This is a genomic window from Prevotella lacticifex (genome assembly GCF_019973375.1).
Lineage (GTDB): Bacteria > Bacteroidota > Bacteroidia > Bacteroidales > Bacteroidaceae > Prevotella > Prevotella lacticifex.
This window is the reverse complement of sequence record NZ_BPTV01000001.1, coordinates 2,518,200-2,531,877: the sequence shown is the minus strand read 5'-3', so window position 1 is coordinate 2,531,877 and position 13,678 is coordinate 2,518,200. Positions and strand designations below refer to the sequence as shown.

At 53.8% G+C, this 13,678-nt stretch carries 5 protein-coding genes; 2 read left to right on the top strand and 3 right to left on the bottom strand.

Going from position 1 to position 13,678, the window contains the following annotated elements; genetic code table 11:
• Positions 1 to 59: 59 nt before the first annotated feature.
• Both sov and ruvA read right to left on the bottom strand, forming a co-directional pair.
• On the bottom strand, positions 60 to 7,619 hold the full coding sequence (sov, locus tag LDN30_RS09860) for a T9SS outer membrane translocon Sov/SprA (RefSeq protein WP_373316487.1): 7,560 nt from the start codon (positions 7,617 to 7,619) through the stop codon (positions 60 to 62).
• A gap of 55 nt (positions 7,620 to 7,674) precedes the next feature.
• Positions 7,675 to 8,295 carry a Holliday junction branch migration protein RuvA gene (gene ruvA / locus LDN30_RS09855; RefSeq protein ID WP_223926470.1) on the bottom strand — a complete coding sequence of 207 codons (621 nt, stop codon included), beginning with the start codon at positions 8,293 to 8,295 and terminating at the stop codon, positions 7,675 to 7,677.
• Between the two features lie 1,292 nt (positions 8,296 to 9,587).
• Here ruvA and LDN30_RS09850 point away from each other — a divergent pair.
• Complete coding sequence (locus tag LDN30_RS09850) at positions 9,588 to 10,487, top strand: diaminopimelate dehydrogenase (RefSeq protein ID WP_223926468.1); 900 nt, start codon at positions 9,588 to 9,590, stop codon at positions 10,485 to 10,487.
• A 94-nt stretch (positions 10,488 to 10,581) separates the two neighbouring features.
• Here LDN30_RS09850 and dacB read toward each other — a convergent pair whose 3' ends face one another.
• Positions 10,582 to 11,949, bottom strand: coding sequence for a D-alanyl-D-alanine carboxypeptidase/D-alanyl-D-alanine endopeptidase (gene dacB, locus LDN30_RS09845; RefSeq protein WP_223926467.1), 1,368 nt, complete (start codon positions 11,947 to 11,949; stop codon positions 10,582 to 10,584).
• Positions 11,950 to 12,080: 131 nt separating this feature from the next.
• Here dacB and nadB point away from each other — a divergent pair, with 131 nt between their 5' ends.
• Positions 12,081 to 13,676 (top strand): L-aspartate oxidase, encoded by a 1,596-nt coding sequence (nadB, locus tag LDN30_RS09840; RefSeq protein ID WP_223926466.1) that lies wholly within the window; start codon positions 12,081 to 12,083, stop codon positions 13,674 to 13,676.
• The last annotated feature ends 2 nt before the right edge of the window (positions 13,677 to 13,678 follow it).

The following is a 13,678-nucleotide window of genomic DNA, read 5'->3' as shown; positions in this document are numbered from 1 at the left end:
TGTGCCAACGGAGGCTTGTTATGTCCTGACGGTGCTGTCAGTTGTGGTTATTATGTATCTTATCTTGTCAGACTTAGCTTGAAATTGAATCCAAAGTCGTGCGTCGTTGTCGGATAACTGTTGGCCGAGAGCAGCGGCGTATTGGTCTGCAAGTCGTAGAACAGGCTCATCGTGATGAGTCGGCTGAGTGTGTAGTCGGCGGTGAACGAGAGCTTGAAGGCTGAGTTTCCGCTCGATGCTGCACTCGTCATCGTGGCAATGTCGCGCGTGATGGCAGCCTGCTTGCGGTAGCTGAGGTCGAGCCTCAGGTTGAGGTCGCGGTTCAGTCCGTTGCGGTTGTTGCGGTTGTTGCTGTTGTTCTGCTGCTGGTTCTTGTTGTTCGACTTCACGTGCCGGTGGCTGGTGGGACCGAAGAGGTTGAAGTTGTTAATCTTGTATCCCATGCCGACAACCCAGTCCTTGCTTATGGCCTCATTGATTTGCACACTCGTCATGCTGAGGTTGATGACTCTTGTCTGCCGGTATTCCAGTTTCGCCGTGAGGTTGTTCTTGAATGTCATGTCGACACCGAGCAGCGGCGAGAATGCCTCGTTGATGCTCACCTGACTGATGTTGTACATAGAACTTGGTATCGGAGCTCCCGTCGACACGTCCTGGATGAATCCGAGACCGTTCATATACTCCTGCCATGTGGAGTAGCTCTGGTATGAACCGATGGCGAAGATGCTCTTGTAGGCATGGTTGATGTTGAAACTCTGGAACACATCCTGGAACCACGGCAGCTTTGCCAGTCCGCTGTAGCGCAGGGTCCAGTTGGGAAGGATACGCCTCAGGGTGGGGAAGAGCTCCAGTTTGTCGCCGGGCATGCTCGTATATGCGTTTATGAAAGCCGGAATCATCACGTCGCCACTGTACTTGTCGACTGTTCCGTTGGCGGGATTGAATACCACACCGTCGTTGCCGACCATCGACCGGGGATAGATGGCTCCGGCATACTGGTTCTCGACGCGCTGGCGATAGCCCTCGAGCGAGTTGACAAACTTATTGAACGTCTTTGAGTTGTAGCCGTTTTTGGCGTTGCCCATCGACTCGAAGGCTGTTCCGATTGATATCGTTGTCATGTTGAACATTCCCGTCTGTGTCGTAGGTGTTCCCTCGTACATATACTGAATGCTCTTCGCCTTAGTCTCCGTGCGGCTCATGCTGAGGTCTATCTTCAGGTCCTTCACCGGCTCGAGAGTAGCCCTTATCTGTATGTCCTCCGTCTTATTGGTGACGGCAGGGGTGGCTACACTGTTGTTGCTTAGGAGCCATCCGCGCTCACGCGCCTTGTCGATGTAGTCGTCGCCGGTGAGTCCGAAGGCGAAACCGAGGCCCGGTGCCATCGCACCGAGGTTACGTTTCTGTCCGAAGGCCTTGCCGATGGTGGGCATGTATCCCGGCAGCGACATCGAGTACTGGTTGCGGTAGCTGACACTGACGTTGCGGACCATCATCAGTGCACGGGCCACGACCTGTGCGGTCTTGTACCATTTCTTGTCCTCGAGAGGCTCCTTGGGCGTGACGGTGAGCTTCATCCGTATGGCACTGTCGGTCTTGTTGAAGATCTTTATCCTGTTGTCGTCGACCTTACGCCATTTGAATTTTATGGCATGACCGTCCTTGTCCTTACCCGAGACGATGATACGCTTGGTCTTCTTGTTGTGGCTGATGGTCATCGTCGTGTCGGCCTTGATGGTTATTTCGCGCTCAAAGCTTTTCTTGTTCTTGGGCAGGTCCTTCTTGTTCTTGTCGTTCTTTTTGTCCTTGCTGTCCTTCTGCTCAGCGTCATTAGGTTTCTTTCCGCCGAATCTTGCCCTCGGAATATCGTTGCGCATCGTCGGCCGGAAACTCTTGTTGAACCTGTCGTTCGTCTTTTTCAGGAACGGTACGTGGTTGTAGAGCTTCTCCAGGTTGAACGTTCCGTTGATGTTCAGATTGCGGTTCGTCGTGATGGTGTTGCCCAATGAGGTGCCGTCCTCGAGGTCGGTGCCCCTCACCCACGTGTAGGCCGAGGTGTAGTTGGCGTTGGCTGTGGCCCAGTCGAAGATTGGGATGAGGTTCAGCGGCAGCTGATACGAAGCGTTGAAGTTCTGCTGGTAGTCGAGTGGCGTACCGAAGTGGCGTATGCTGTTCTTCACCGAGTCTTTCCAGGCCTGATACTCATCGGGGTAGAGGTCCTTATTGATGACCGTATAAGGTTCCTCAATCTGTGCGTGGGTGGCACTCTGGAAGTTCATGTGCAGATTCTTCGTGAAGTCCCATCTGAGGGTGAAGTTCCTGTTCCATAGGAATTGCTCGTTGAATGTCACCGGCAGATCGGCGTTCTCCGTCGATTCCATGTCGCGTTCCTGCAGCTCATAGTAGTTGCGCGTCATCTCGGTATTGAAAGCCACGTTCTGCGGCAAGTAGTTGATGCCGAACCTCTTGAAGATGTCGAACCACTTCGACCGACCCTTAATAACCTTCTTGAACGGCTCCCATGTTTTGTACACCGGTGACCAGCTGTAGTCCAGGGCACCGCGCCAGTTGTCCTCGTTCTCGTAAACCGTCGTCTCGCCCTGCGTGTGGCTGTGGCTGTGACTGTAGGAGAACGACAGGTTGGCTGGGTCGTAGGGCATCGGATGTCCCTTTGTCTGGATTCCCACGCGGACGTTCGACAATGCGAAATTGGTTGTCGTCTTCTTCGTCACGGCAATATTTTCTATCGAGTCGCGGGCCTGCTTGTTGGCTGCGGCATCGAGGGCATCGTCGAGTTCCATGTCGGTGTCGAGGGGATTGTACTTCGGCCGGCTCTCCTCTTTCTGCACACTGTAGTAGAGCGGGGCACTCACCTTGGCCTTGTCGGGGAAGAACTTTCCGAGCTCAATATTCGTGGTGACACTGTATCGGCCTACATTATCTGTCGACCGGCTGTTGACGCCGTCCTCCAGTCCGCCGAATCCTTCGCTGCTGTACTGTCCCTGCACGTTCACCGTTCCGAGGTCAGAGAGCTGCAGGTTAAGGTTTCCCTGTGCAGCCCAGCCACCTTTGTTGTTGTAGTCGAGCAGTCGCAGTTCGTTGACCCACACCTCACCGCTCTTGGTGTCGTTGGCAAGGTTGCGCACACCGATAATCATTGTCTTCACCTCACCGATTGTAGGGTTACCCATGATGGTCACCTTGTTGTTCGGGTGGTTGCTGTCGTAGATGCTGAACTCACGGTTGTAGCTGCCGGCACCCTGCGCCACAGCTATGTTGCGCTGCTTCTTCAGCTGGGTGAAAATATTGAGCGGGATGTCGAGCATATTGTCCTCCGGCCACACCATCCGGCTTGCGTCGAGGCTGTAGCGGTCGTAGTGGCCTGGGGCGGTGAGCTTCAACGGAATCTCATACTCATAGTAGTTGTTCTTATAATCGGATCCGAGACGTACAAATACGGCTAACTGGTTGTCCTGCAGGTTCGTGGTGTTCTGCTCGAAGGCATTGGCGTGAACGAACATCTGCATGCGCTTGTACTGCCGCAGGTCGACAGTCGTATTCTTGTAGACGCATTTCGACTCCTCGTTGCCGAGGTTCGTGACGGTCATCTGCATTGCCTGCTCGTTGGCCTGGACAAGCTGAGGCTGCGTGGGGTCCTGCTCACGCGATATTCCCGGCGGAAGCACGTAGTTGACCGGCTTCTTGTCGCTGTGTTCCTCGATGCTTACGGCACTGACAACCATCTGCCCGGAGTTGTTTGCCGAGTTTGTAAGGTTCTGCTCGTAGGTGCGCCACTCACCGCGCACAAGGTCGAGGTTTCCGAAACGGAGCACTATTGGCTTTGAGAATCCGGTGAGGAACATTCTCATGAACCGGATACTTGAGAAGTCGCTGATGGAGCCAACCTTCTTCTCGAATTCCGACAATGGTATGCGGAACTCGTACCAGTCGACGCTCTCCGAGCTCTTGTTCCGGAGCTGTGGCGACGTAGTGCGCTTGTCGACGATGAAGTTCTGGCCTACGACGAGGTCCTCGGGCCGTATCGACACGTGGTACTGGTAGTACCGCTCGTACTCGTTGAGGGTGTAGTCCTGGTTGATGTCCTCCACGTCAGGCGTTGTCTTGTACGACGAGTCGAGGTTTCCGGAGCCTCCGGCATCGGGCGAGTTGCCTTGTGGCATGTTTATCCTCTTGTATCGCTCAAGGATATTGGCGCGCCGCTGGTCGAGGTCGGCCCCACGGAAGTAGTGATAGTCGTCGTTGGCGGGGTCGGCGAGGATGGAGTCGAGGGCCTCCTTGTTGGTGACGATTGACGGTATCTGCTCCACATAATTGGCGTAGAACTGCCGCTCCTCGTCGTCGTTGAGTCCGTTGAAACCCACATCCTGCAGCTCACGGCTGCCTTTCGTCGTGGCGAAAGCGTAGGTGACGACGCTCTGTGTGGGAATGCGGCCCCATTGAGTTGTCGTCCATGCCTGCGTTCCGTCGACGGGCATACCGCTCTCGTAGAACTTTTTGCCGTCGTGGAGAATATCCTCGCTGACTTCTCCGAGGTCTATATAGAAGTCGCCGCCATACTGGTCGGCAACCCCTTCGCGGCGTGTGTATATGAACGGGTCGAGCATCCAGAACTCGATGTATTCGATGTTTGCCTGCTCAAAGTCGTTGGTGTCGAGTTTTCGCATCATTCCTCCCCACGACTTCTCCGGATGGTTGAGATGTCCGTTGGCGTCGAGGTCGGTAGTGAAGTTGTACGGACCGCGCTCCTGGGGGTAGAAAGCGAGGTTGAGAATCGGTAGCGTACTCGTTACGCCGCTGTAGCTGCTCTGGTCGCGGTTAGGATAGAGTTCGTTGACATAAACCTCACGCATGTAGTGGTTTGACAGCATGTCGAGGTCGCTTTTGATGTGGGCAGGTGTCAGCGAACTGCTTCGGCGCGTGAACAGCGGGTCGATATTATACCATGCCAGCAGCGAACGGTTGAAGCCGCTCGTTAGTCCTGTCTTGTCTTTCTGCTCGGGGAAATCGGATGGCACCGACGATATGACCCAGCTTGTCGGCTCGCTGACGTCGATTGGATTCTTCGAGTTTTCGAAGTCGTCGAGATAGCTGGCGTTGTCCTGCGTGCCATGAGCCTTGCCCGCGATGAGCTGTGCGAACTCAGCATTGAACGAGATGTTCGATGGCTGAGTGAGATGCAGGAACGGCAGTTTGTCGAGCATGTTCGTCAGCCACTGGCTTTCCTGCTTCCAGTTTATGTTCAGTCCCCAGATGGTGTTGTTGAGAGGCTCCGAGCCCATGGACACCTTCGTTGTCAGCGACTGCTCGCTGAGGTGCTGGAAGGTACCGCCAATCTGGAAGTCCTTGGAAAAGTCGTATTCCCAGTTCAATCCGACCATCGTCTTTCGTTGCTGTGAATAGTCGGTATTACTCTCGAGTGAGACGTTCACCGGAGTCCCGGCGTCGATGATGCTCTGGTTGAGTATCGTCACCTCTCCGGCACTGTAGTCGACGCTGTAGTCGGAACCCTCGTTCAGGGTCACGCCTCCTGCAGTGACGACGACGGAGCCCTGTGGCACATTGTATGCCCCGAGACTGATGACGTTGGCTGATGTGCCACGGAATTGTCCTACAAATTCAAATTTGTCTTTCTCCGCAATCTGCTTTGCTACGGTCTTTGTGGAGTCGTAAAGCTCGGTGAAAGCATATTTGTTGGCTACGCTCTCCGACACGCCGTTGGCTATGAGTTTCTGGCGCAGACCCTCGCCGAAAGGTTCTGCCATAGGGAAGAACACACGGCCGTTGGCCACGGTGTAGCCCTCGACATAGTCGAAGTATCCGTTCGAGTTCGTGCGGTTGTTATTGTCGAGTCGGTCGGCACCAATGAGCTTTATTATTGGCTGACTCTTCACCTGAGGCTCAGGGATATACGAGAGGTAAACGCCGTTGGAGTCGCTCTGGTATTTGACATCGAGGCGGAACTTGTCTTTCTCGACTGATGATGCAAGATAGTAAACGTTTCTCATCATCAAATCCCAGTTGCTCTGCTTCGGGTTGTTGCTCGTGTTCTTCAGTGCTTTGACGAAGAGAACGTCGTCGGCGCCGGTGTGGTCGGTCGAGAACTCACCCACCTGGTATGTCTGTCCGCCGTAGGTATACTCGTAAGCCACGGCAAGCACTTGGTCGGTTTGCAGTCCGGACCGCAGACTTATCGTTCCGAGAGCCTGGTTGACAGTATATTCTGAGGAGTTGAGGAGCCTTGCTGACTGCACTTTCTCAAAGTCGGTACCTCCGACATATCCTTTTGCCTCGAGCGCAGCAGTCACCTGGTCGATGTCGCGTGTGCCGCCCGACACATCAGAATATACCTCGTTGGCATTGTTGCTTGGCACCACGTTGTTGCCACCCTCACCGAGGTCGGCAAGTGCGATGACGTTTCGCGTGTTGCTTGTTGTTCCCGTCTTGTTTGTTGTCCAAATCTCTACGCGGTTGATGGTCACTCCGCTGAGGATATTCGGCAGCGTACGCATGTACTGGTCGTAGTGACTGCGGAAGTATTTCGACAGGAAATAGTGACGGTTCTCCTCGTAGTCGGCAACGTCAATCTCGAACGGAGTGAGCTGAACACCACCCTTGGAGCTTACACTTTTCGACGCACTCTTCTTCTGCGAGAACACCGTCTGCAACTTCAACTTGCCGAACTGGAAGTCGGTTCGCAGACCGAAGAGGCTGGAGGCACCCCTTACAAGTGAGTTGTTTGATGGGAACGACACGTTTCCTGCCTCCACGAGTTTGATAATCTCGTCCTCCTTTCCCTCGTATTTCAGTTTCAGGTTCTGCTGGTCGAAGTCGAATGTAGCGTCGGTATTATAGTTAAGGTTCATGTTGACCTTATCTCCGACCTTACCGTTGACGTTGAGATTTATCTTCTCGTCGAAGTCCATCGTCGTTGTCTTTCTGTTGCGTATCGGCAGTGCCGGGTTGTCAATATTCTTCAGAGTGGCTCCGAATTTCAGCTCCGCCGTTCCCTGAGTGCGTATGCGCACACCGCCGGGACCGAAGATTTTCTCCGCCGGACCGAGCGAGAAATGCATATTGGTGAAATCGAATTTCTCCTTTCCCTGCGTCTTGAGAATCTCCTGATTCTTAGAGCGGTAGTAGTCGGCGAAACTCTTCTTCTCGCTCCATTTGCGGTATTCGTCGGGCGTCATCATTATCGGTGCGTTGACGTAAGTGCCGCCAATCTTGTAGCCTACGATGTACCGGTCAATGGTGTCGTTGTATTCCACCGTCTGCTTCAAGTCCTCCGGCCGTTTCAGGTCGTAGGAACCTTGGCTGAGGTCGTCGAAGGTTATCGGCGTCGTTCTCTGTACCGGCCACCGCGGATGCAGCAGCGAGTCGGGAATCTCCTCCTCGTCGATAATCACCTCCGGCATCTCGTTCTTCACCGTGTCGGCTTTCACCCCCCTGTTGGTCATCGGTCCTGGACGCTTGCCGGGCCTTGCTGCCGTCGTGGGTGCGTTGCCGCGGTTACCGGGTGTGCGCGACTGTCCCGTTGAAGGCATGGCAATGGCCGTCAGCAGGACGAGAAGTATGAATATGTATTTTGAAATTCTCAATATATCTCTTATTGAAACGGTCCTCTCCACGACTCCAGGAGGGACCTCTTTTCTATTATTTTATCTGCTTGAGAGCCAGTTTAACCACCTGTTCTACAGGTAGTTCCGGTTGCTCACTCATAATCTTCACAACAATCTTTGCACTTGGTGCCGGCGAGAAACCAAGCATCGTCAGAGCGCTGACGGCCTCGTCCTTGATGGCCGCGTCGACGGTGGGAGCACTGCCTGCGGCTGCCGAGACGTGCAGTTCGTCGGCAATACCGCTTGCCATAATCTTATCCTTGAGATCGACGATAATCCTCTGGGCCGTGCGCAGGCCTATGCCCTTAACGCTCTTGAGCATCTTCTCGTCGCCGTTGGCGATGACGTTGCACAGTTCGGCCGGTGACAGCGACGAGAGAATCATCCGCGCCGTGTTGGCACCGACACCGCTGACGCTGATGAGCATGCGGTAGAGCTCGCGCTCCTGTTTCGTGGCAAAGCCATAGAGCGTCCACGAGTCGTCGCGACCGCCCGTGACGATGGCCTCGTGAACATAAAGTTTGACGTTTTCTTTGCCTTGAATGGCGGTATATGTGTTGAGCGAGATGCTCAGAGCATAGCCTACTCCCGATGCCTCGACAACGGCCTGGGCCGGCTGGAGCTCTGTGAGCGCACCCTTGATATAATCTATCATAACGTGTTGATGATGTTTCCGAAATTCTAATTAAAGATGTATATACAATAATTAAAACGAAGACTTCCGGCTATTATTGCATTAGTGTGATGAAATTCTGAATAGTCGGCAGGATAATTAAGGTCCCGTCAGAATTAAGTCAGTTCACGTTGTTTTTTATTTCGATGCAAAGTTACAACATTTTTTCGCCAAATCCAAATTTTCACAGGGTAGAAAGGGGGGTGGAGTGGGGTATAGAAAGGGGTATAGGAAACTTGCCACCTTGAACGAAAAACGGTTGAATAGACAATCATAAATTAAGACCAAAACCAATAAAAAAAACTTTGTGGGGGTACGCATTGTCAGTGTAACCCCCTTGTACGAAGAACGGTTGAATAGACAATTATTAATTATGACCAAAACCATAAAAACCCTTTGTGGTGACGCATTGGCAATGTAACCACCTTGAACGAAGAACATTTGAATAGACAATCATAAATTAAGACCAAAACCATAAAAACCTTTGTGTCAGCGCCAAGGGCTTTCGCCCTTTGCCATTTGGGCTTTGAGGGCTTGTGAGAGGCTGGGCTCTCACCGCCCCCAAAGCCCAAATGGCAGATCCTCCTCCGTCGGATCTTGGTGCTGACACAAAGGAAAACCTTCAAAACATGCTAACGCGACAGAGATTCGGTGTGACGACCGAGCGGAGGCCCCTAACCCTGCCTAACCGCCCCTGCAAACAACCATCGTTCATGTCAGAAGATTGTGGACTGCCATAAAGGCCGTCTTTGCATGGGTATTATATCGTCAATCTGTTGATAGCCAATGTGTTGCACGCATCAGCAGTAGGGATGGGGTTTATCCCCGTCCTACCAGCAGCGGACAAGATACAAAACAAATATAACGCAGCTGCGAGGATGGGGATAAACCCCGCCCCTACGGTGGATGCGTGCTGCAAGTATCTTATAATCAGTGGCTTGCACTGGTCATTAGGCTGGGCTATGAATCTTCTGAAGAAAATGCAGAGGTTCGGTCGTCTGACCGAATCCTTGATTTCTTAGACGGCAACAAACCCTGCTGCCCGCCCTTGTGAACGACCATCATTTATTCGTTGGTTCGGTTACTTATGAATATCAATCGTATCAGCAATGCACTATAATTTTGGGTGAAGCATTTACGAAGTCAGAAGCCGAATGACTGGCATGACCGAACAATATTTCTTGCTTAAAAAAGCATAATTGCGGAGGATTCTCAACCTTTTGCTGTACTTTTGCATTCAGAATTGTATTATTGAACAACTAATAAAAGAAACTATGAAGAAAATCAGAGCAGCCGTAGTCGGTTACGGCAACATTGGAAAGTTCTCGGTTGAGGCCCTTGAGGCAGCTCCCGACTTCGAGATTGCGGGTGTGGTCCGCCGTCAGGGCGACAAGGATAAACCCTTAGAGCTCACCACTTATGCCGTTGTCGACGACATAAAGAAACTGAAGGATGTCGATGTGGCTATCCTCGCCCTTCCGACCCGTCTCTGTCCTGAGGCCGCAGCCGACATTGTGGCCCTCGGCATCAATACCGTCGACTCGTTCGATATCCATACGAGCATCCTCGACTACCGCACCAAGCAGATGGAGAACTGCAAGAAAGCCGGCCGCGTGAGTGTCATCTCAGCCGGTTGGGACCCGGGTTCCGACTCTATCGTCCGTGTTCTCCTTCAAGGTCTTGCTCCTGAGGGACTTACATACACTAACTTTGGCCCTGGCCGCTCTATGGGTCACAGCGTTGTGGCACGCTCGAAGAAGGGCGTTAAGGACGCGCTGTCGATGACCATCCCTCTCGGTGAGGGCATTCATCGCCGCATGGTCTATGTGGAATTGGAGCCCGGAGCCAGCCTCGAGGAGGTCACCAAGGAGATTAAGGCCGACGACTATTTCGCCCACGACGAGCTGCACGTCTTCGCCGTTAACAGCGTTGCCGAGATCAACGACCTCGGCCATGGCGTCCACATGACCCGCAAGGGTGTCAGCGGCAAGACCCACAACCAGCGTTTCTCCTTCGACATGAGCATTAACAACCCGGCTCTCACGGCTCAGGTCCTTGTCAATGTGGCCCGTGCCTCGATGCGTCTTGCTCCCGGATGCTATACGATGCCGGAGATTCCGGTTATCGACATGCTGCCGGGAACACGCGAGGAAATCGTCGGAACACTGGTATAGTAATCCCTCTGATAATCAGGGTTTTACTCCTGAAACGGAAGAATCGATATACATGATTATACAAATGAAGGGCGGGGACATCCCCGCCCTTTTCTTACTTCGAGCTCAGCAGCTCGCAAATTTCATCCTGAAGATGCTTGGCACTGTTGGCCGTTCCGTCACTGCCGTTAACTCCCTGATTGATAATCGAGAACGCAAGGTGATGGCCGTTGGGTGCCGTGACATATCCACACAGCGACCGCACTCCCGTCACCGTTCCCGTCTTGGCGTGGACGTTGAGTGCAGCCTTTGTGCCATGCATGCGCTTGCGCAGTGTGCCGTCGCTGGCAGCAACCGGCAGGAGAGGGTAGAGGGTCTTATATATGTTGTGATTTTTCCACGCATAACGGAGCATCATCACCTCGGCGTGTGGCGAAACATAATCGTAGAGCGACAGTCCGCTGCCGTCGACGATGTCGTAGCTTGCCGCGTTGTCGATACCGGCATCAGCCATCGTGGAGCGGATGATTCTTTCACCCAGGCGGGCTGAGGCTCCATTGCCGTATCGGTTGTGTGTCATAGCGTAGAATACGGCCTCGGCGCAGTTGTTGTTGCTGTTCTTGAGCATCGGCAGCATAATCGATTTCAGCGACCGCCGGTTCTCTGCAATCATCTTTCCGCCACCGGGATACGGCTTCGTGCCCTGACCGCCACTGACATATATTCCGGCCTGGCGGAGCTTGCTGATAAAGATGTCGGTGAACTTATCTTTGTTATTATATTTCAATGGCAGGAGCAGTGGATTGTCATCGTCGTCCCAACACCATCCGGCACCCCACTTCTTGTCGTCCTTGAAGCTCTGGTCGGCATAAATCGTTCCCGTGATACTGTCGACACCGAGCTGCCGTATGGCCTTTGCCATGCCTGCGATGTCGGACTGTCGCATTCGCGGATTCATCCCACCTATTATATATATGTCGCCGTGCCATGTGCGCACGCTGTCGGGTTCGCTGCCAGTGTAGGCTACGCGGGTCGTGAAATTGTAGTCGGCACCGAGTTCCTTCAGTGCCGTCACGGCCGTGATGACCTTCAGCGTCGATGCCGGTCGCAAGCGCTGCAGCTCATTGTGGCGGTAGAGACACTCGTCGTCGTCGAGGTCCCAGACCTCCATTGCGCACACCGACGTGGTGAGCAGCGGACTGTCGAGGAGGTCGTCGATGCCGTTACGGATGTCGCGTTTCCACGACTGTGTGGCCCTTACGAGGCGTATGCTGTCGGTGATGGTGGTATCGTTGAGGGCGCTGTCGGCGATAGTCGTCTCCGCGGTGTCGGCATCCTCGTCGGTGGCAGGCATGCTGACAACAGTATCGGCCACCAACGGCTTTGAGTCGACAACTACTGTGGGCTTCACAACGCTGCTGCGCGATGATCCGCAGGCTGCCATCACGATGGCCGTTGTGATGATAAATATTTTTCTCGTCATTTTCATAATCGGGTGCAAAGGTACGAAGAATGTGGCAAATAATGAGATAAACGTCATCTTTTACCCTTTCTCTTTTCACATTTCTACCTTTTTTAGTACTTTTGCACCGTTATATTGTAACAATAATACCAATGGTATATAAATATGATTTCCTCATCATCGGTTCGGGAATTGCCGGTATGAGTTATGCCCTTAAAGTGGCAAGAGCCCACAAGGGCAAGATTTGCATGATATGCAAGAGTAGTCTTGATGAGGCCAACACGCGCTTTGCCCAGGGCGGTGTGGCATCAGTGACAAACTTGGCTGTTGACGATTTCGACAAGCACATCCACGATACTATCGTTGCCGGCGACTATATCTCCGACCGCGCGGCAGTGGAGCAGGTGGTGCGCAACGCTCCGGCACAGATCAAGGAGCTCGTCAGCTGGGGTACAAACTTCGACAAGAAGGGCGACGGCAGCTACGACCTGCACCGTGAGGGCGGTCACTCCGAGTTCCGCATCCTCCACCATGCCGACGACACCGGTGCCGAGATCCAGCGTGCACTGATGGCTGCCGTGCGTGCCAACCCCGACATCATCGTCAAGGAGAACCACTTCGCTGTGGAGATTATCACCCAGCACCACCTCGGCGTGGAGGTCACACGGCGCACACCCGACATCGAATGTTACGGTGCTTACGTGCTGAACCCCGACGGGAAGGTCGACACCTATCTGAGCAAGGTCACGTTGATGTGTACCGGCGGCTGCGGTGCCGTCTACCAGACAACCACAAACCCGATTATCGCCACCGGCGACGGCGAGGCAATGGTCTACCGCGCCAAGGGAACGGTGAAGGACATGGAGTTCGTACAGTTCCACCCCACGAGCCTCTATCATCCCGGCGAGACCCATCCCGCCTACCTCATCACTGAGGCTATGCGCGGCTACGGTGGCGTACTGAAACTGCCTACCGGTGAGACGTTTATGGAGAACTACGACCCTCGGCTGTCGTTGGCACCACGCGATATCGTTGCCCGCGCCATCGACAAGGAGATGAAGAAGCACGGACTGACCCATGTCTGCCTCGACGTAACTCATAAGGACCCAGAGGAAACGAAGCACCACTTCCCGAATATCTACCATAAGTGCCTCTCGATAGGTATCGACATCACCAAGGAGATGATTCCCGTGCGGCCGGCAGCCCACTATATGTGTGGCGGAATAAAGGTCGACCTCAACGGCCAGTCGTCCATCCACCGGCTCTATGCCGTCGGCGAGTGCTCGTGCACCGGGCTTCATGGCGGTAACCGTCTGGCCAGCAACTCGCTCATCGAGGCTGTCGTCTATGCCGACGCTGCAGCCCGCCATTCGCTCGAGGCTGTCGACTCTTACTCGTTCAACACCGATGTGCCGGAATGGAACGACGAGGGAACTATGACCAACGAGGAGAAAGTGCTCATCACCCAGAGCGTCAAGGAGGTGGGCGAGGTAATGTCGAACTACGTCGGAATAGTGCGCAGCGACCTCCGCCTGAAGCGCGCCTGGGACCGTCTCGACCTGCTCTACGAGGAGACCGAGGCCCTCTTCAAACGTGTGAAGGCCACCCGCGACATCTGTGAGCTCCGAAACATGATTAACGTGGGATACCTCATCACGCGCCAGGCCATAGAGCGGAAGGAGAGCCGTGGACTCCATTACACCATCGACTATCCCGTTCACGCCTACGACAAGATGAAACAGAAGTAACC

What these genes read in the sequence shown, in the direction of transcription:
- dacB (WP_223926467.1), bottom strand. Translation starts at nt 11,949, where the DNA reads ATGACGAGAAAAATATTTATCATCACAACGGCCATCGTGATGGCAGCC.
- nadB (WP_223926466.1), top strand. Translation starts at nt 12,081, where the DNA reads ATGGTATATAAATATGATTTCCTCATCATCGGTTCGGGAATTGCCGGT.
- LDN30_RS09850 (WP_223926468.1), top strand. Translation starts at nt 9,588, where the DNA reads ATGAAGAAAATCAGAGCAGCCGTAGTCGGTTACGGCAACATTGGAAAG.
- ruvA (WP_223926470.1), bottom strand. Translation starts at nt 8,295, where the DNA reads ATGATAGATTATATCAAGGGTGCGCTCACAGAGCTCCAGCCGGCCCAG.